Raw genomic sequence first — 16,770 nt, 5'->3', positions numbered from 1 at the left:
GTAGGGTTTGGAGATGAGTTCGCCCACGACCTCGATGCGCACAGGGGCTTGCGCGCACAGCAGCGGTGCGGCCATCAACAAGGCGGTGAGGAACTGACTGGAGACATCGCCGCGCACGCGGATCGGCGCATCGACGCGAGGGTGGCCGCCCGTCAGCCGCAGGGGCGGGTAGCCTGCTTGCCCGAGGTAGTCGATTTGGCAGCCCAGGTCGCGCAGTGCGTCGACCAGGTCGCCGATCGGCCGTTCGTGCATGCGCGGCACTCCGCTGAGCTCGAAGCATCCGCCATGCAGGCCGCTGAGCACGGCCAGCGTGGCCACCAGCGGCCGCATCGCGGTGCCGGCATTGCCCAGAAAGAGTTGGGCTTCATGCACCGCCAAGCGGCCGCCCAGGCCGTGGATCACCAGAGCGTCTGCTTCGCGCTCGATGCCGCAACCCAACTGGCGCAGCGCCTCCAACATCACCCGCGTGTCGTCGGAGTCGAGCAGGTCGTACACGCGCGTGCGGCCCTGGCACAGGCCGGCCAATAGCAGCACGCGGTTGGAAATGCTTTTGGACCCTGGCAGCCGCACGGTGCCGGCGGCCGAGCGCAGTGGGGGCAGATCGAGGAAGGCGGTGGTGTACATGCGCCAATGTGAGCGGGGGGCTCAGCGCCCGCCCGCGGGCTTGGGGGTGGACATCTGCCAGCTCGCGCGGGCTTCGGAGGCGCTGCGGATCAAGTCTTCCAGGGCCTGCGCATTGCCGGTTCTCATCACGTGTTCCAGCGCATCCAGGGTGTGCCGGAAGCGCAGCGATTGCTTGAGGACTTCTTCTCGGTTGGCCAGCAGGATGTCACGCCAGACGGCCGGATCGCTGGCGGCAATGCGGGTGAAGTCGCGAAAGCCTGGGCCGGCCAACGAGAGGAAATCGGCCCCGGCGGGCTGTTTGTGCACGGCGTTGAAGTAGGCAAAGGCCAGCAAGTGGGGCAGGTGGCTGACGGCGGCAAAGGCAGCATCATGGTTTTCGGGCGTCATGCGCAGCACCTGCGCGCCGATGGCCGACCACACATCGGTGGCTTTCTGGATGAGCGCCGCGTCGGTCTGCTTCAGGGGCGTGAGAATGACCTGGCGCCCACTGTAGAGCTGGGCGTCGGCATGCTCCACGCCGGAGACTTCCTTGCCTGCGATGGGGTGCGCGGGTACGAAGGCGCCGACGCGTTCTTTCAGCACGCGCCGCGCCGCATCGACCACGTCGCGCTTGGTCGATCCCACGTCCATGAAGAGCACGCCGGGCTCGACCAGGTGGCGGATGGCCTTGAAGGTGGCTTCCGTGGCGGCCACCGGCACGGCGATCAGCACGATGTCCGAGCCCGAGACCGCCAGCAGTGCGGACTCGGCCGCGAGGTCGATCACCCCCAGGCGGCGCGCTTTTTCGGTGGTCGAGGGCGATTTGCTATAGCCGATGACCCGCTTGACCAGGCCGGCGCGCTTGAGCGCCAAGGCGAACGAGCCGCCCATCAAGCCGCAGCCGATCACACCGAGTTGGTTGAACATGGGTCGAGAGGCTCCTGGCCGGCGTCAGTGCACGTCGATCGGGTAGGTGCCCAACAGCTTGAAGAAGGCGCAGGCGTCGCGCAGCTCTTTCAGCGCTTGGGCCACGTGGGGCTGGTCTGGGTGGCCTTGGATGTCGATGTAGAAGTAATACTCCCACTGGCCCGAGCGCGCCGGCCGGGACTCGAAGCGCGTCATCGACACGCCGTACTGCTTGAGTGGCACGAGCATGTCGTGCACGGCGCCGGGGCGGTTGAGCACCGACACCACCAGGCTGGTGCAATCGTGGCCCGAGGCCTTGGGCTGGGGGTGGCGGTCGGGGTGGGTGACGATGGCAAACCGCGTGCGGTTGTGCGGATCGTCTTGAATGGCCGGAGCGACCACATGCAACCCGTATTCGCTGGCCGCCCGCTCGCTGGCGATTGCGGCCAGGCGCGGATTCTCGCTGGCCAGGCGGGCGCCCTCGGCATTGCTGGCCACGGGCCGACGTTCGACATGGGGCAGATGGTTGCTCAGCCACAAATGGCATTGGGCCAGGGCCTGCGGATGGGCGCACACGGCTTCGATGCCTTCGAGCGAATTGTCCTTGCGCAACAGGTTGTGGCGCACGAACAGGCTGGTTTCGCCGATGATGAACAGCGGCGTGGTCAGGAACAAGTCGAGCGAACGGGCCACCACGCCTTCGGTGGAGTTTTCGACGGGCACCACACCGAAGTCGGCAGCCCCTGCCGTCGTGGTGCGGAACACCTCGTCGATGCTGGCGCAGGGCACGCGTTGGATCGACGAGCCAAAGTAGCCCAGAGCGGCCAACTCGCTGAAGGTGCCTGCCGGGCCGAGGTACGCCACCCGGGTGGGCGTCTCCAGCGCACGACAGGCCGACATGATTTCACGCCAAATCGGGGCGACCGATTCGGATTTCAGCGGACCGGGATTGATGGCCTTCAGGCCATCGATGACCTGGGCCTCGCGCTCGGGGCGAAATACCACCGAGCCTTCTTTTTTCTTGAGTTCGCCCACCGCCTGAGCCAGGCCGGCGCGGCGGTTGAGCAGGGCCAGCAGCTCGCGATCGACGGCGTCGATCTGGTTGCGCAGCGCCAGCAGCTCGTCGGGGGTTGGGGTCTCAGCCATGGCTTGCGGCAAATTCTCGCATGTAGTCCACCAAGGCGCGCGCGCCCTCCACGGGCATCGCGTTGTACAGGCTGGCGCGCATGCCACCCACGCTCTTGTGGCCCTTGAGCTGCAGCAGCCCGCGCTCACGGGCGCCGGCCAGGAAGGCTTCGTTGAGCCGATCGTCGGGCAGGAAAAATGGCAGGTTCATGCGTGAGCGGCAGGCCGGATCGACCCTGTTGACATACCAGCCCGAGGCGTCGATGTAGTCATAGACCAACTTGGCACGCTCGATGGCACGGCGCTCCATTTCGGCCACGCCGCCCTCTCGCTTGATCCATTGAAAGACCAGGCCGGCGATGTAGATCGCGTAGGTGGGCGGCGTGTTGTACATCGAGCGATGCTCGGCCACCACGCGGTAATCGAAGGCGCTGGGGCAAGTGGGCAGGGCGCGGCCGAGCAGGTCTTCGCGCACGATGACCAGTGTCAGTCCCGCTGGGCCGATGTTCTTTTGCGCGCCGGCAAATGCCAGGCCCACGCGTGACCAGTCCACCGGCCGCGAGGCGATGTGCGAAGAGCAGTCGATCACCAGCGGGGCGTCGCAGCCCAGGGCCTGCAGGTCGGGCAGCTCGTGGTATTCCACGCCGTGGATCGTTTCGTTGCTGCAGATGTGCACATAAGCCGCATCGCGGCGCAGCTGCCATGAGGCGGGGGGCGGTATGCGGGTGTGGCCGTCGGACTCATTGCTGGCGGCCAGCGCCGGGTGGCAGTAGCGAGCCGCTTCCTTGAACGACTTGGCCGACCAGGCGCCGGTGACGACGAAGTCCACGGCGCCGCCGCGGGAGAGGTTCAGCGGCACGATGGCGTTTTCGGCCAGGCCGCCTCCTTGCATGAACAGCACCTTGAAATGCGCCGGCACGTTCAGCAGCTCACGCAAATCGGCTTCGGCCCGGTCGATGATGTCGCCAAACTCGCGGCCACGGTGGCTCATCTCCATCACGCTCATGCCGCTGCCATGCCAGTCCAGCATGTCGGCGGCAGCCTGTTCGAGCACCGGCTGCGGCAAGGCCGCCGGGCCGGCGGAGAAGTTGTAGGGGCGTTTCATGTCGGCGGGGGTGGCAAGGGTCGCATCGGCAGGCGCAGGCCTGCCGGGGGGCATTACGGGCTTGGGTCGGATGCGTCCTGGGAATGATTGGCGTCGCCGTCGCTGCCATCGCGTTCGGCCGCATCGTTTTCGACGATGCGCTGCAGGCCCGAGAGCTTGGCCCCATCGTCCAGGGCGATCAGGGTGACGCCTTGCGTGGCGCGGCCCAGCTCGCGGATCTCGGCCACGCGGGTGCGCACCAGCACGCCGCGGTCGGTGATGAGCATGATTTCATCCTCGGGACGCACCAGCGTGGCAGCGACGACCTTGCCGTTGCGCTCGCTTTGCTGGATGGCGATCATGCCCTTGGTGCCGCGACCGTGGCGCGTGTACTCGGTGATCGGCGTGCGTTTGCCATAGCCGTTTTCGGTGGCGGTCAGCACACTTTGCGTTTCGTCTTCGGCCACCAACATCGCGATGACGCTTTGACCGTCTTCCAGCATCATGCCGCGCACGCCACGTGCCTGGCGGCCCATCGGCCGCACGTCGTTTTCGTCGAAGCGCACGGCCTTGCCGCCATCGGAAAAGAGCATCACGTCGTGATGTCCATCGGTCAGGGCTGCGCCGACCAGGTAGTCGCCTTCGTCCAGGTCCACCGCGATGATGCCGGCTTTGCGCGGGTTGCTGAATTCGTCCAGTGCGGTCTTCTTGACCGTGCCTTGGGCCGTGGCCATGAAGACATAGTGATCGGCCGGGAAGCTGCGGAACTCACCGGTGAGCGGCAACACGACGTTGATCTTCTCGCCCGGCTGCAGCGGGAACATGTTGACGATGGGTTTGCCCCGCGAGGCCCGTCCCCCTTGGGGCACTTCCCAAACCTTGAGCCAATAGACCCGGCCGCGGTTGGAGAAGCACAAGATGTAGTCGTGCGTGTTGGCAATGAAGAGCTGGTCGATCCAGTCGTCTTCCTTCGTCACGGTGGCCTGCTTGCCGCGGCCCCCGCGGCGCTGAGCGCGGTATTCCGCCAGCGGCTGGCTCTTGATGTAGCCCGCATGGCTGAGCGTGACCACCATGTCCTGCGGGGTGATCAAGTCTTCGGTGTCCAGTTCCTGGGCGTTGTGCTCGATCTGGCTGCGGCGCGCACCCACCTTGGTCTGCCCGAATTCCTGCTTCAGCGCGGTGAGTTCCTCGCCGATGATGACCGTCACCCGCTCGGGCTTGGCCAGGATGTCCAGCAAATCGGCGATCTGGGCCATCACGTCCTTGTATTCGCCGATGATCTTGTCCTGCTCCAGGCCGGTCAAGCGTTGCAGCCGCATCTGAAGGATTTCGCTGGCTTGGTCGTCCGACAGGCGGTACAGCCCATCGGGCTGCAAACCGTAGTGCTGGGGCAATCCTTCAGGGCGGTAGGCCGCACGGCCGCCGACGGTCTGACTCTCGGCGCGCGACAACATTTCGCGCACCAGTGAGGAGTCCCAGGAGCGAGCCATCAGCTCTTGCTTGGCGATGGGCGGTGTGGGCGAGTTCTTGATGATGGCGATGAACTCATCGATATTGGCCAGCGCCACGGCCAGACCTTCGAGCACATGGCCGCGTTCACGCGCCTTGCGCAACTCGAACACCGTGCGGCGGGTCACCACCTCGCGGCGGTGCTCCAGGAAGATTTCCAGCAGATCCTTCAGATTGCACAGCTTGGGCTGGCCGTCCACCAGGGCGACCATGTTCATGCCGAAGGTGTCTTGCAGCTGGGTCTGCTTGTACAGGTTGTTGAGCACCACTTCGGGCACTTCGCCACGCTTGAGCTCGATCACCACCCGCATGCCGGATTTGTCCGACTCGTCTTGGATGTGGCTGATGCCTTCGATCTTCTTCTCGTGAACCAGCTCGGCGATGCGCTCCAGCAGGTTTTTCTTGTTCACCTGGTACGGAATCTCATCGACGATGATGGCCTGACGCGTGCCCTTGTCGATGTCCTCGAAGTGGCAGCGCGCACGCATGACCACCTTGCCGCGGCCGGTGCGGTAGCCATCCCGCACGCCCGACAGCCCGTAGATGATGCCGGCGGTGGGGAAATCGGGCGCCGGGATGATTTCCATCAATTCGTCGACGCTGGCCTGAGGGTGCTTCAGCAGATGCAGGCAGGCATCGACCACCTCGTTGAGGTTGTGCGGCGGGATGTTCGTGGCCATGCCCACGGCAATGCCGGCCGACCCATTGACCAGCAGATTGGGCAGCCGCGTGGGCAGCACCAGCGGCTCTTTCTCGGAGCCGTCGTAATTGGGGCCGAAGTCGACGGTTTCCTTGTCGATGTCGGCCAGCATCTCATGGGCGATCTTGGCCAGGCGGATCTCGGTGTAGCGCATGGCCGCGGCGTTGTCGCCATCGACCGAACCGAAGTTGCCTTGGCCGTCGATCAGCATGTGACGCAGTGAGAAATCCTGCGCCATGCGCACGATGGTGTCGTACACCGCAGAGTCACCGTGCGGGTGGTACTTACCGATCACGTCGCCGACGATACGGGCCGACTTCTTGTAAGGCCGGTTCCAGTCGTTGTGGAGCTCGTGCATGGCGTACAGCACGCGCCGATGCACGGGCTTGAGGCCATCACGGGCGTCGGGCAGGGCACGGCCGACGATCACGCTCATCGCGTAATCGAGATACGACCGCCGCATTTCCTCTTCGAGGCTGACGGGGAGGGTTTCTTTGGCGAACTGAGTCATGCGATCCCTGAAACGGCGGGACAACCGGGCGGTTGTTGGGGGAAGATGTCAGACAACGTCCGACAAGGAGGCATTCTACTGGCGCGGAAATGTCGCACTGGCGCAACAACTGCTGAGGCGCGTCGGAAGGCGGACGACAAAAACTTGTTCAAGTGACACGCTATGGCACAATCGATCGTCGATAGTGAAAACCCGTCGTTACCGCGGGTTTCCTTGATGCGTTTTGGTTTTGGTGGACTTTTCGCAGCCAGTCTGCGGCTTTTCTTGCGAGGAGAAACATGAACAAACTGAACAAAGTGGCGGCGCTTTTTGCATCGGCCGCTCTGGCCTCCGGTGCGCTGGCCCAGACGGTCGACAACTGGCGTGCCACGGATGGCACGGTCTGGAAGAACGGCACGAACGAGCTGTGCTGGCGTGATGCCGGCTGGACGCCGGCCACGGCAGTTCAGCAGTGCGACGGCGCGTTGAAGCCCGCGGCGCCGGCTCCCGCCCCGGCTCCGGCCCCCGCACCGGCCCCGGCTCCGGCCCCCGCACCGGCCCCGGCTCCGGCACCTGCCCCGGCTCCGGCCCCCGCTCCCACCAGTGAGAAGGTGACGTTCGCGGCCGATGCGTTCTTCGACTTCGACAAGGCCGTGCTCAAGCCCGAAGGCCGTGCCCGTCTGGATGACCTGGTCGACAAGATCAAGGGCATCAACCTCGAGGTCATCATTGCCGTGGGTCATACCGACTCCGTCGGTAACGACGCTTACAACCAGCGCCTGTCGGTGCGCCGCGCCGAAGCCGTGAAGGCTTATCTGGTGTCCAAGGGCGTCGAGCAAAACCGTGTCTACACCGAAGGCAAGGGTGAGAAGCAGCCCGTGGCCGACAACAGCACCCGCGAAGGCCGCGCGAAGAACCGTCGCGTCGAGATCGAGGTGGTGGGCACCCGCACCATCAAGCGCTGAAGCTTCGAGGTCTGCCATCGAAACCCCGCCTCGGCGGGGTTTTTTCTTGGGTGCGCCCGGCAGGGCGCACGTCGCTGGTGGATGCTCTGCGGCGCTTCCCGTGAGGAACATGAACCGCCGGGTGCGAAGCGCACGTCCGGTGGCCTGGGACGACGACCCGGGGCATGACCGCGTCTTCTACCCGATCTCGTCGCGGTGCTGCACAATGCGCTTCATGAGCGACACCACCGTCAATGCCGACCCTCAAGAACTGGCCAAGTTCAGTGAGCTGGCCCACCGTTGGTGGGATCCGAACAGCGAGTTCAAGCCATTGCACCAGATCAATCCTTTGCGGCTGGACTGGATCGAGGCTCAGGCCGGCTTGAAAGGCAAGCGCGTGCTGGACATCGGGTGCGGCGGCGGCATCCTCAGTGACGCCATGGCCCGGCGGGGGGCGCATGTGCTGGGCATCGACTTGGCCGCCAAACCGCTGCGTGTGGCCCAATTGCATGCACTGGAAGCCGGCACCGCCAACATCGAGTATCGCGAAATCTCCGCCGAGGCCCTGGCGGCCGAGCAACCAGGGCAGTACGACGTGGTCACGTGCATGGAGATGCTCGAGCACGTGCCCGATCCGGCTTCCGTCATCCGGGCCGCCGCCACCTTGGCCCGGCCTGGCGGCTGGGTGTTTTTCTCCACCATCAACCGCAATCCCAAGTCCTTCCTGTTTGCCATCGTCGGGGCGGAGTACGTGCTCAAGCTGCTGCCGCGCGGCACCCATGAATACGCTCGCTTCATCCGGCCGCGCGAGCTGGCGCAGTGGTGTCGTGATGCGGGGCTCGATGTGGTCTCCAGCCGGGGGCTGGAGTACAACCCCTTGACCGGACGCTACTGGTTGTCGGGTGACATCAGCGTCAACTACATGTTCGGGTGTCGCAAGCCGTGACATCGACTTTGCTAGGCGTGCGTGCGGTGCTGTTCGACCTGGACGGCACTCTGGCCGACACGGCGCCCGATCTCGCAGGAGCGGCCAACCGCATGCGCCAGCGCCGGGGGCTGCCCCCTTTGCCGGTGGAACGCTTGCGGCCCGTGGCTTCGGCTGGCGCGCGCGGCATGATCGGCGTGGCGCTGGAGGTCCGCCCCGCAGACCCGGATTTCGAGGCTCTGCGAGACGAATTTCTCGCCGAGTATGCTGCAGCGCTCGACATCGAGACCCGCCTGTTCGAGGGCGTGCCGCAACTGCTCGATCGCTTGGATGCGGCTGAGCTGCCCTGGGGCATCGTGACCAACAAAGCCATGCGATTCACGGGCCCTGTGCTCAAGGGACTGGGCTTGTCGCAGCGCGCTGCGGTGGTCATTGCCGGCGACACCACGCCTTACGCCAAGCCGCATCCAGAGCCCTTGCTCGAGGCGTGTCGCCGTTTGGAGATGAGCCCGGCGGGTGCGGTGTATGTGGGCGATGATCTGCGCGACATCCAAGCGGCCCGAGCCGCCTGCATGCCCAGTGTGGCGGCCGCCTACGGCTATCTCGGCGAACAGGGGGACGTGGCCGCTTGGTCGGCCGATCACATCGTCACCCATCCGCTGCAACTGCTCGAGCTGTTGGGGCTGTGATCGAGGGCCGGTCTTGAAATCCGCCGAATGCCCCCCGACATACCGGCTACAATAGCGATCCCAATTCCCGGGGCCGACCTGGTTTCGACGTGGGTGCGGATTCGGAACAGGGCATGTCGAGCACCAGTTCGCTCGTAAATCCACTGGAACAAATTAACTGCGAACGACGAACGTTTCGCTCTCGCCGCTTAAACACCGGTGAGCCTCTCAACGGTTGGCCGATGGGCCGGGCCCGCAAGGGCTGAGAGGTCATGCACATCGGCTGGTTCGTCGCTGGGTCACACGGCGGCGAACGAGACCACGTGACTGGCGGGGTGAGTAGCGTGCTGCTGCGCGACCGCTCCGCGAGATCCAAATCAGCCAGCTAAGCATGTAGAACTGTCCGTTGATGGCTTGCGGACGCGGGTTCGATTCCCGCCGGCTCCACCAATACCCCAAGGCCAACCGATCTCGGTTGGCCTTTTTTCTTGCCCGCTCCCCGTGTGTTGGCGCGGATTTGCGGCGGGGGCTTGCGGGTGAACCCCTTTCACGTGGCCTCTTTCGCCGCATCTCTGGCCTCTCTGTTCTCTACTTTTCGCCCGGTGCCCGTGGAGGACTCCTGGGGCCTGTCCTTGCCGTGAGAAGGACTTAGCCGCGCCGGTTGGCGTCGGCAACTGCCTGGCGGCGGCGACCCAGTTGCCGCCCGACAACAAAAAAGCCGCCCGAAGGCGGCGACAAGGCAGTGAGATGACCCGTCAGCTCACCGTGCCCAATACCCGCATCTGTTCGGCCCAGCCATAGGGCCAGGGTCGGCCCAGCAGCCGCTCCACGGGCAGATCGGGGCTCTCGACCAGGCGTTCCACCACCTCCGGGGCCAGCAGGGTCAGCCGCATTAGACGGTGGACCTGGGAGACGTCCAGCCCTTCGGCCTCGGCGATCTCGGCCACCGAGGCGAACCGCCCCGTGCTGAGCAGCCGCTGCCAGTGGTGTGCCAGGCCCAGCGCCCGCAGCAGCGCAGTGTCCGCGGTCTCGGGGTGCTCGGGCGCGGGGCGGCAGGCCTGAGACTCGGCGTTCGCTGCTGCCCCGGGCGGCGCAATGATCTCGCGCCGGACATTGCGCCGCACCAGCCGCCAGGGCACGAAGGTCTCCAGCCTCACGGCGCCAGCCGGCGCCGGAATCTGGCGCACGACAGGCTCGCCTGCGAAGTGTCCGCGGTGTTTGGCGCTCATGTGGCCTCCTCCAAGCGTTGCACGATTTCGCGCTGCGCCTGCCAATCCACCGGCAGCGGGTTGCGCTGGAACCAGAGCAGGCTCATGCGGCGCGGCTGGCGTCCGGCCAGCAGCATCTCGATGATGTCGGGGGCCAGCAGGGTCAGGCGCAGCAGTTCGTTGACCGTGGAGTGGTGCAGCCCCTCGGCGCGAGCGATGGCCGAGCCGCTGGGCATCGCACCGCTCTCCAGCAGGTGCTGCCAGTGGAAGGCCCGCGCCACCCCCTCGACCAAGGTGCTGTCGTGGACTTCGCGCAGATCGGGCGGGGCCTGCATCACCTGGCGCACCCCGCGGCGGCGCAGTTTCAGCGGCACAAAGGTTTCAAGCGATCCGTCCCTCATGCCTCGGCCTCCAGCAGCTCGGCGCCGATGCTCCTGGGGGCGAACTCACCGATCAGGGCGTCCCAGCCCAGTTCGCGCCACTTCACCTTGATGCCCTGCAACTCGCCGGCATGGACCATGTCGATGCGCTCGATCATCAGATTGACGATGCGGTGCTGCTCGACCGGGAAGAGCTGATCCCACACGTCGTTGAGGCGCCCCATCGCCATCACGACCGTGGCCTCGTCGATCGGTGTGCCCTGGCGTTGGACATGACGGACGACCGCGGCGACGGATTCAGGGCTGGTCAGCACGGTGCGGATCTGGGCGACTACAGCGGCCTCGATCTCGGCGGCCGGCAGGCGCGCAAAGCCCTTGCCCGGTGCGCCGAACCGCGCCTCGGACTTGGAGACGTAATAGCGGTACCTGCGTCCGTTCTTCTCCGAGTAGGTTGGATACATCCGCTCTCCAGAAGGGGTATACAGCAGCCCGCGCAGCAGCGCGTCGTTGCGCGCGCGGATCTTGGTCTCCACCCCACGGGCGTGGCTGTCACGGGCCAAGACCGCGTGCACCTGATCCCACAGCGCGCGATCGATGATCGGCTCGTGCGCGCCCGGATACCACTGGCCACGGTTGGACAGCTCGCCGAGGTAAATGCGGTTGCGCAGCACCTTGTGGATGTACTTCTTGTCGATGCGCGTGCCGCTGCGCACGCGTCCCTCCTGCGTCGTCCAGGCCTTGGTCGTGATGCCTTCGGCCGTTAGCCGCGCCGCAATCTGTGTGGGTGAGCCGATGGTCAGCATCTCCTCGAAGATGCGCCGCACCACCGTCGCTTCGGTGGGGTTGATCACCAGTTGGCGGTTGACCACGTCGTAACCGAGGGTGGGCACGCCGCCCATCCACAGCCCTTTCTTCTTGGCCGCGGCGATCTTGTCGCGGATGCGCTCGCCGGTGACCTCGCGCTCGAACTGGGCGAATGACAGCAGGATGTTGAGCGTCAGCCTCCCCATCGAGGTGGTGGTGTTGAACTGCTGGGTGACCGAGACGAACGACACCCCGTGTCGCTCGAACACCTCGACCATCTTGGAGAAGTCCGACAGGCTGCGTGTCAGGCGGTCGATCTTGTAGACCACGACGATGTCGATGGCCCCGCGCTGAATGTCGGCCATCAGACGCTTCAAGGCCGGGCGCTCGGTGTTGCCGCCGGAGTAGCCCGGGTCGTCGTAGTCGTCGGCCACGGGGATCCAGCCCTCGCTTCTTTGGCTGGCGATGAAAGCATGGCCCGCTTCCTTCTGCGCGTCGATGGAGTTGAACTCCTGGTCCAGGCGCTCATCTGACGAGACACGGCAGTACACCGCACAGCGCTTGCGCGCCTTGGTGCTGGCGATCTGGCTGCTGTCCGGCATCACGCACCTCCCTTCAAGCCAAAGAACGCCGGCCCCGACCAGTGGGTGCCCGAGATGTGGCGCGCCACCGCGGTCAGGCTCGTGAAGCAGCGACCTTCGTACTCGAAGTGGCCATCGGCGTTGACCGTGACCCGGTGCTCACGCTCGCCCCACTCGCGCAACAGCACGGTGCCGGGGGCGAAGTCGAACTTGCGCGCGCGGGCACGCAGTTTGATCTTGGAGTGCTTGGCGCCGATGGCCTCCAGGCGCTGGCGGGTTTGGGGGGGCAGGCCGCCGAAGGCTTCCTCCTGCAGCTTGTAGGCAAGGCGCGATTCAACAAAGGTGCGGTTCGGAAACTCCGGTCGGCGCTCGAAGTAGCGATCCCAGAGCGTCCAGAGCTCGGCCATCGGCAGGTGGCCCAGTTCGGCAATCCGTGCGGCGACGCTGGCGTGCTTGTCGTTCATGTCGTTCATCACAACGGCTCCTGTAGAGAGGGGGTTGTATGAACGCGCTGGTGGGGCAGGAAGCCAAGCTCGATGTCGCGCTGGTTTGGCTTCGGTGCGACACGCGTACGGACGATAGCGCTTGCGAGGATGGCAGTGATCTCACCCGCACGCGCGGCGGGGCTCATGTCTGCGGGAGAAGGCAGTTCGAGGTGGTTCATGACGGCTCCAGGGAATCGAAACCGTCATCCATGATGAGCGCCGAAGTCCGAAACAGATCGCAATGCCGATCAATCGGAACGGCGCAGCGAGCTGCGGCGATCGTGCTTCACATTTCTTCGCTCACGGCCTCGGCTGCCGCATTGCTCGCATCACTGTCATCGACGATGACGGCATCGAGCGGTGTCAGCTTGAGCTGCCATGCCCGTGTGCCGGGCACGGTCTCGATGTATTGGCGCCAGGGCGATCGCTTGCCGGTGAACAGGTTGGCCGGTGATGTGCAGCCGGTGCCGTCCATCAGCCGCTTCGTATTGACGTGAGGCGAGCCACTGAGGAATGCCTCCACCAGCCGCTGCAAGACGGTGATGCGTCCTTTGCCAGTGACCTGCCAGGGCGGCTTGCCGGGGACATACAGCGTTGCCGAATGGCCGTCAGGCGAGAGTTTGAGGGCGACCGCCGTGCCTCCCATCGCCGCCAGCTGCTGGTGGCGGTAGGCGACCTTCAGCCGTTCGAGGTCGATGGCCGTCCCGCTGCCACCATCGGCCAGCACGTCCTCGATCGGGATCACGACGTTGGTCCCCGCGAAAGGAAATGGCGCCGAAGCCGTGGTGAGGACCACCCCCGCCACACCCCGAGGGCGCAGGCGCAGCGCGGCGTCCACCTTCGCAAACTTGCGCGGGTGAGACAGCTGGGATGCGAAGTAAATCGCGACGGCCTGGCTGTCGATTGCCATCTCGCCAAGAAACACCGGGTCGTGCGCGTCGAACGGTTGGCCGCGCACGGCCTTCAGGGCAGACCCTACCCCCGTGACAAGCTCCTCGCGCAGCCACTCCAGTTGCACCTTCCAGCGTCGGGCGTAGCGAGCGGGCAACATCACGTCGTGGCCGGTGAGTGGGTCGCGGTAGCGAACCTGGTCGGCGTCAGCGCAACGTTCCAGCGTCACCGTCATCGGCGGGCCATCGTCCAACGGGATGGTCATTTCGGTGATCCGGTCGCCCTCGATGAGGATGCCTTCGTCTTCGAACCGTTCGATGTCGATGCCGAGCTTGGCCAGCGCGAAGCCATCCATCGGGCTGGTCGCGCTCTCGAGAAGCCTGGACACTTGCGCGAGGAGAACCGGGTCGTCACGGCCGGAGCCGGGATGCAACGGCCGACGCACACCCAGGGCTTCGAGCAGCTGAAAACCCACGCGGCGCAGGCGCTCATCCTTCTCACCGGAGAGGCTGCAGCGACCGGGATCGGCCAGCACGATGGTCAGCGGGGTGACCTGGGTCTCGCCTTCGAACACCAGCTCGGCAACCAGTGTGACGCCCAGCAGCATGCCCGGATGCGAGAACGGATGGTTGCCCCAGCGCGCCGCGATCACCTCATGCAGCTCCTTGCCGCTGTCGATGTGCAGTGTCACCGCGTCCGTGGCGTGGCCGATCAATGCCTTGGCCTCCACCAGGTACAGCCGCTCGACCTTCGCGCCGTCGATGCGTGGCTTCTCATCCGTGAGCGGTCGAGCGAAACGCGACAGGTCGTAACGCGAGCGGTCCAGCGGCCGGTTGGACAGGGGCGCTTTGAAGCCGTGCTTGGACAGCACGTTGGCCAGCGGCGCACGGGTGGTCAAGGTGGCGGCATAGACCTCGACCATCTTGCGGTGCGGCGCGTAGATGAGGGTCGCATCGCGCGCGGGGAAGTAGAAGAAGCTCTTGCGCTGGCGGTTGCGCATCTCCACGGCCGCCACTTGCTCACCGGCAAAGCGCACGACCAGGTAGTGCGTGATGTTTGTCCGTCCGCTGCGGTCTTCCTCTTCCAGCGCGACATGGATGACCTCGCAGGGTTCGGCCAGCCGCATGGCCTGCGTCAACTGGTCCTCCAGCGCCTTCTTGACGCCGTCGTTCCACAGGAAGGGCGGCGCATCGCCGGGCACGTCGAAGGCATCGTGCAGGCGCTTGTTGCCGCGCAGGTCGCGGGTGTTGACGATGGATTCGGCGGTGTCGAACAGCTTGGCCGTCTCCTCCGAGTGGGTGCGCATCCAGACCGCACGCCCTACCTCGCCGCCGTCCTGCCTCCGAAAACACGCGATCAGGTCCTCGTCGTAGAGTTGCTCGGCCACCGTGGAGAGCACGGCCGCGCCGCGCGGCGTGGACAGGCGCAGCACGCGCAGCGCCTCGCGCTCGGCCGGCTCGCGCTGCTCCTTGCGCAGATGTTTGATGTGTTCGGCGAGCGCCTGCGGCAGACCGGCCTCGTCCTGCGACCAGTCGAACCCTCGGGCCAGCGCCTGGCACTCCGGCAAGGCGCTGAAGGACTTCAGAACATGGGCTGGCGCTGTGTCTGTCAACTCCAGCAGGCAGTGCGCGTTGGTCAGGGTCTTCTTGCCCATGCTCCCTCCCGAAAAAACGCCTCAGGCCGTCACATGGCCACGATCCATGGGCGCATCAGCGCCACGGTTTGGGTCAGCCCCTGCGCCAGCAGGGTGTCCAGGTATTCCTCCGCCGTCTTGGGCGGGTTCTTCAGGGACCGCCGGTGGCGGGCCGCTGCCTCGAGCACCCGGGCCGGCTGCAGGTCCAGCAGATCGACGATGAAGTCGTCCGGGTGCTGAGCCGCCAGGTTGTAGGGCTTGAGCGCCTCGGCCGGAAAGTCCTGCAGGTTGAAGGTCACGATCAGGCTGGCGCCGGCGTGGATCGCCGCCGCCACCACATGCCGGTCATCCGGATCGGGCAGGTTCACCGCCGCAATCAGGTGCTCGAAGCCGCTGACCAGGCAATCGCGGACATGGGCGTTCATCAGCGCCCGCGTGTGCTGCAACTGCTCGGGCGTCAGGTCCGCCCGGTTGGCCAGCACATGGCGCGTCCAGTCGTCGTGGATGCGCTCGCTCCAGCGCGCCCGGTACAGGTCCGACAGTGCCAGGTGCATGAGCAGGTCGCGCAGCGGCGCCGGATAGAGCACGCAGGCGTCGTAGACGACGGTGAAGTGCGAGCTCATCCGCCTCAATACCCCATGCCCAGTGCCTGCCCCTGGGCAGCCAGCTCATCCAGGGCTTTACGCCGCTCGGCATCGATGCGGTTCTTGTAGGCGATCACGTCCTGGTAGCGCACGCGCCGATGCGTGCCGATCTTGTGGAATGGGATCTCGCCTTTCTCCAGCAGCTGCACAAGAAAGGGGCGCGAGACGTTGAGCAGGTCGGCCGCTTCTTGCGTCGTCAGCTCGGCGTGGATGGGAATGAGGGTGACGGCGTTGCCTTGGCCGATCTCGGTCAGCACATCCAGCAGCAGGCGCAGCGCCGAGGTCGGCAGCGTCACCGAGCGCACCGCGCCTTTGTCGTCGTGAAAGTCGATCTGCTGGGTCTCGGCACGGGTCTGCAGCACGGTGGACAGCACGCGCGAGGACTCCCGAGCCAGCGCGATGTCCTCGGCCGATGGCAGCGCCTTGGGAATGGCGGGGGTCGTCATGGGGCTCTCCTGGTCGGATCGGATGCGATGGAAGGCATTCTAAACGAAATAAACGAAATCGCAATAACCGAAAAAAGCGCCTTGTTTGCTATACGAATCAATGGCTTACGGCGCATTCCTGGCTCGCGCCCGGTCGGGCTACGCCCCGTGAAGGCCTAAAAAGTGCTCGCCCAAGCCCAAAGCGCCGGGCAATTCAATGAGGGCTCCAAACAAAAGGAGCCCCGCCATGCAGAAACACCCTGCATCTGTTCGATCCACCCGGAACTTCTATCCGGCACCACCCGAAGGCACGACGCCGGTCGCGCTCAACGAGTTCGAACTCGCCGCCCGCTGGCGGCTTTCCGTCCACACCCTGCGCCGCTGGCGCCAGGAGCAGTTGGGCCCGGTCTTTTGCAAGGTCGGCGCCCGGGTCACCTACCTCATCTCTGACATCGAGGCCTATGAGCGGCGCGTGGCGCGCTACTCGACTTCGATGCGCGCCTATCAGTGAGGAGGGCTGCCATGAGCGACCTCACCCTCTACCCCGCCGATCTGGCCGCGCTGTCGGTGGCCCAGCTCGCCGCCTTGCCGCCCGAGCAGAAGGCCGAGATCAGCCGCAACCTCGACGAAGCGCTCGCCTGGCTCAAGCAGGCCCGCGCGAAGTTCGACGCCGCGCTGGAGGCCGCCTACGGCGAGCAGGCGCGCGCCGCACGCCAGCAGGCCGGCAAGGACTTCGGCGTCGTGCACCTGAACGACGGACCGCTG

17 protein-coding genes, 1 other RNA gene and 2 pseudogenes are annotated in these 16,770 nt (G+C 65.6%); 6 read left to right on the top strand and 14 right to left on the bottom strand.

The genetic code is table 11. From position 1 onward, the window contains the following. The 6 genes and pseudogenes from CTA01S_RS15195 to gyrA form a co-directional block, all read right to left on the bottom strand. On the bottom strand, positions 1–624 hold a 624-nt coding region (locus tag CTA01S_RS15195; RefSeq protein ID WP_503413209.1), incomplete at its 3' end, for a carboxyvinyltransferase. A gap of 21 nt (positions 625–645) precedes the next feature. Next, positions 646–1,011 (bottom strand): prephenate dehydrogenase, encoded by a 366-nt coding sequence (locus CTA01S_RS17045; protein WP_371326102.1) that lies wholly within the window; start codon positions 1,009–1,011, stop codon positions 646–648. Between the two features lie 18 nt (positions 1,012–1,029). Then, positions 1,030–1,530, bottom strand: a pseudogene (locus tag CTA01S_RS17040) (prephenate dehydrogenase); the annotation flags it as partial. Positions 1,531–1,554: 24 nt separating this feature from the next. Further along, positions 1,555–2,655 carry a prephenate dehydratase gene (gene pheA / locus CTA01S_RS15185; RefSeq protein ID WP_026330041.1) on the bottom strand — a complete coding sequence of 367 codons (1,101 nt, stop codon included), beginning with the start codon at positions 2,653–2,655 and terminating at the stop codon, positions 1,555–1,557. Next, positions 2,648–3,739, bottom strand: a complete 1,092-nt coding sequence (gene serC / locus CTA01S_RS15180; protein ID WP_062196728.1) for a 3-phosphoserine/phosphohydroxythreonine transaminase — start codon at positions 3,737–3,739, stop codon at positions 2,648–2,650. The genes pheA and serC overlap by 8 nt, the downstream gene beginning before the upstream one ends. 53 nt (positions 3,740–3,792) lie before the next feature. Then, positions 3,793–6,438 carry a DNA gyrase subunit A gene (gene gyrA / locus CTA01S_RS15175; protein ID WP_062196727.1) on the bottom strand — a complete coding sequence of 882 codons (2,646 nt, stop codon included), beginning with the start codon at positions 6,436–6,438 and terminating at the stop codon, positions 3,793–3,795. 278 nt (positions 6,439–6,716) lie between these two features. Here gyrA and ompA point away from each other — a divergent pair, with 278 nt between their 5' ends. The 4 genes from ompA (at position 6,717) to ssrA (ending at position 9,404) form a co-directional block, all read left to right on the top strand. Further along, the gene (gene ompA / locus CTA01S_RS15170; RefSeq protein ID WP_062196726.1) at positions 6,717–7,382 is read left to right on the top strand and encodes an outer membrane protein OmpA; all 666 of its coding nucleotides are present in this window, start codon (positions 6,717–6,719) and stop codon (positions 7,380–7,382) included. 214 nt (positions 7,383–7,596) lie between these two features. Continuing rightward, entirely contained in the window at positions 7,597–8,307 is a 711-nt protein-coding gene (gene ubiG, locus CTA01S_RS15165; protein ID WP_062196725.1) for a bifunctional 2-polyprenyl-6-hydroxyphenol methylase/3-demethylubiquinol 3-O-methyltransferase UbiG, read from the top strand. Then, positions 8,304–8,975 carry a phosphoglycolate phosphatase gene (gene gph, locus CTA01S_RS15160; RefSeq protein ID WP_232301094.1) on the top strand — a complete coding sequence of 224 codons (672 nt, stop codon included), beginning with the start codon at positions 8,304–8,306 and terminating at the stop codon, positions 8,973–8,975. Before ubiG ends, gph begins: the two co-directional genes overlap by 4 nt. 69 nt (positions 8,976–9,044) lie before the next feature. Continuing rightward, positions 9,045–9,404, top strand: a transfer-messenger RNA (tmRNA) gene (gene ssrA, locus CTA01S_RS15155). A gap of 305 nt (positions 9,405–9,709) precedes the next feature. On the opposite strand, the gene CTA01S_RS15150 is transcribed toward ssrA, so the two are convergent. From CTA01S_RS15150 to CTA01S_RS15115, 8 genes are all read right to left on the bottom strand, one after another. After that, a complete protein-coding gene (locus tag CTA01S_RS15150) occupies positions 9,710–10,183 on the bottom strand; it encodes a ParB/RepB/Spo0J family partition protein (protein ID WP_062196724.1) in 474 nt (157 codons plus the stop codon). Beyond that, the gene (locus tag CTA01S_RS15145) at positions 10,180–10,563 is read right to left on the bottom strand and encodes a hypothetical protein (protein WP_062196723.1); all 384 of its coding nucleotides are present in this window, start codon (positions 10,561–10,563) and stop codon (positions 10,180–10,182) included. Before CTA01S_RS15145 ends, CTA01S_RS15150 begins: the two co-directional genes overlap by 4 nt. Beyond that, positions 10,560–11,948 (bottom strand): recombinase family protein, encoded by a 1,389-nt coding sequence (locus tag CTA01S_RS15140; RefSeq protein WP_062196722.1) that lies wholly within the window; start codon positions 11,946–11,948, stop codon positions 10,560–10,562. The genes CTA01S_RS15145 and CTA01S_RS15140 overlap by 4 nt, the downstream gene beginning before the upstream one ends. After that, a complete protein-coding gene (locus CTA01S_RS15135) occupies positions 11,948–12,391 on the bottom strand; it encodes a DUF2924 domain-containing protein (protein ID WP_062196729.1) in 444 nt (147 codons plus the stop codon). Before CTA01S_RS15135 ends, CTA01S_RS15140 begins: the two co-directional genes overlap by 1 nt. A gap of 8 nt (positions 12,392–12,399) precedes the next feature. Continuing rightward, positions 12,400–12,591, bottom strand: coding sequence for a hypothetical protein (locus CTA01S_RS15130; RefSeq protein WP_062196721.1), 192 nt, complete (start codon positions 12,589–12,591; stop codon positions 12,400–12,402). Positions 12,592–12,698: 107 nt separating this feature from the next. Further along, positions 12,699–14,957 carry a hypothetical protein gene (locus CTA01S_RS15125; RefSeq protein ID WP_062196720.1) on the bottom strand — a complete coding sequence of 753 codons (2,259 nt, stop codon included), beginning with the start codon at positions 14,955–14,957 and terminating at the stop codon, positions 12,699–12,701. A gap of 29 nt (positions 14,958–14,986) precedes the next feature. After that, positions 14,987–15,559, bottom strand: a complete 573-nt coding sequence (locus CTA01S_RS15120; protein WP_062196719.1) for a PIN domain-containing protein — start codon at positions 15,557–15,559, stop codon at positions 14,987–14,989. Positions 15,560–15,564: 5 nt separating this feature from the next. Beyond that, complete coding sequence (locus tag CTA01S_RS15115; RefSeq protein ID WP_062196718.1) at positions 15,565–16,026, bottom strand: helix-turn-helix domain-containing protein; 462 nt, start codon at positions 16,024–16,026, stop codon at positions 15,565–15,567. A gap of 226 nt (positions 16,027–16,252) precedes the next feature. Here CTA01S_RS15115 and CTA01S_RS15110 point away from each other — a divergent pair, with 226 nt between their 5' ends. Both CTA01S_RS15110 and CTA01S_RS15105 read left to right on the top strand, forming a co-directional pair. Further along, positions 16,253–16,516, top strand: a complete 264-nt coding sequence (locus tag CTA01S_RS15110; protein WP_062196717.1) for a MerR family transcriptional regulator — start codon at positions 16,253–16,255, stop codon at positions 16,514–16,516. 11 nt (positions 16,517–16,527) lie between these two features. Beyond that, a pseudogene (locus CTA01S_RS15105) lies at positions 16,528–16,770 on the top strand (hypothetical protein); the annotation flags it as partial.

This window comes from Caldimonas taiwanensis NBRC 104434, from assembly GCF_001592165.1.
GTDB lineage: Bacteria > Pseudomonadota > Gammaproteobacteria > Burkholderiales > Burkholderiaceae_C > Caldimonas > Caldimonas manganoxidans.
This window is presented reverse-complemented; position numbering and strand designations above follow the sequence as displayed.

Coding starts and splice junctions, on each gene's coding strand:
- CTA01S_RS17045 (WP_371326102.1), bottom strand. CDS start 1,011: ATGACGCCCGAAAACCATGATGCTGCCTTTGCCGCCGTCAGCCACCTG.
- CTA01S_RS15145 (WP_062196723.1), bottom strand. CDS start 10,563: ATGAGGGACGGATCGCTTGAAACCTTTGTGCCGCTGAAACTGCGCCGC.
- CTA01S_RS15110 (WP_062196717.1), top strand. CDS start 16,253: ATGCAGAAACACCCTGCATCTGTTCGATCCACCCGGAACTTCTATCCG.
- pheA (WP_026330041.1), bottom strand. CDS start 2,655: ATGGCTGAGACCCCAACCCCCGACGAGCTGCTGGCGCTGCGCAACCAG.
- CTA01S_RS15150 (WP_062196724.1), bottom strand. CDS start 10,183: ATGAGCGCCAAACACCGCGGACACTTCGCAGGCGAGCCTGTCGTGCGC.
- ompA (WP_062196726.1), top strand. CDS start 6,717: ATGAACAAACTGAACAAAGTGGCGGCGCTTTTTGCATCGGCCGCTCTG.
- CTA01S_RS15115 (WP_062196718.1), bottom strand. CDS start 16,026: ATGACGACCCCCGCCATTCCCAAGGCGCTGCCATCGGCCGAGGACATC.
- CTA01S_RS15125 (WP_062196720.1), bottom strand. CDS start 14,957: ATGGGCAAGAAGACCCTGACCAACGCGCACTGCCTGCTGGAGTTGACA.
- CTA01S_RS15130 (WP_062196721.1), bottom strand. CDS start 12,591: ATGAACCACCTCGAACTGCCTTCTCCCGCAGACATGAGCCCCGCCGCG.
- ubiG (WP_062196725.1), top strand. CDS start 7,597: ATGAGCGACACCACCGTCAATGCCGACCCTCAAGAACTGGCCAAGTTC.
- CTA01S_RS15140 (WP_062196722.1), bottom strand. CDS start 11,948: ATGCCGGACAGCAGCCAGATCGCCAGCACCAAGGCGCGCAAGCGCTGT.
- serC (WP_062196728.1), bottom strand. CDS start 3,739: ATGAAACGCCCCTACAACTTCTCCGCCGGCCCGGCGGCCTTGCCGCAG.
- CTA01S_RS15120 (WP_062196719.1), bottom strand. CDS start 15,559: ATGAGCTCGCACTTCACCGTCGTCTACGACGCCTGCGTGCTCTATCCG.
- CTA01S_RS15135 (WP_062196729.1), bottom strand. CDS start 12,391: ATGAACGACAAGCACGCCAGCGTCGCCGCACGGATTGCCGAACTGGGC.
- gyrA (WP_062196727.1), bottom strand. CDS start 6,438: ATGACTCAGTTCGCCAAAGAAACCCTCCCCGTCAGCCTCGAAGAGGAA.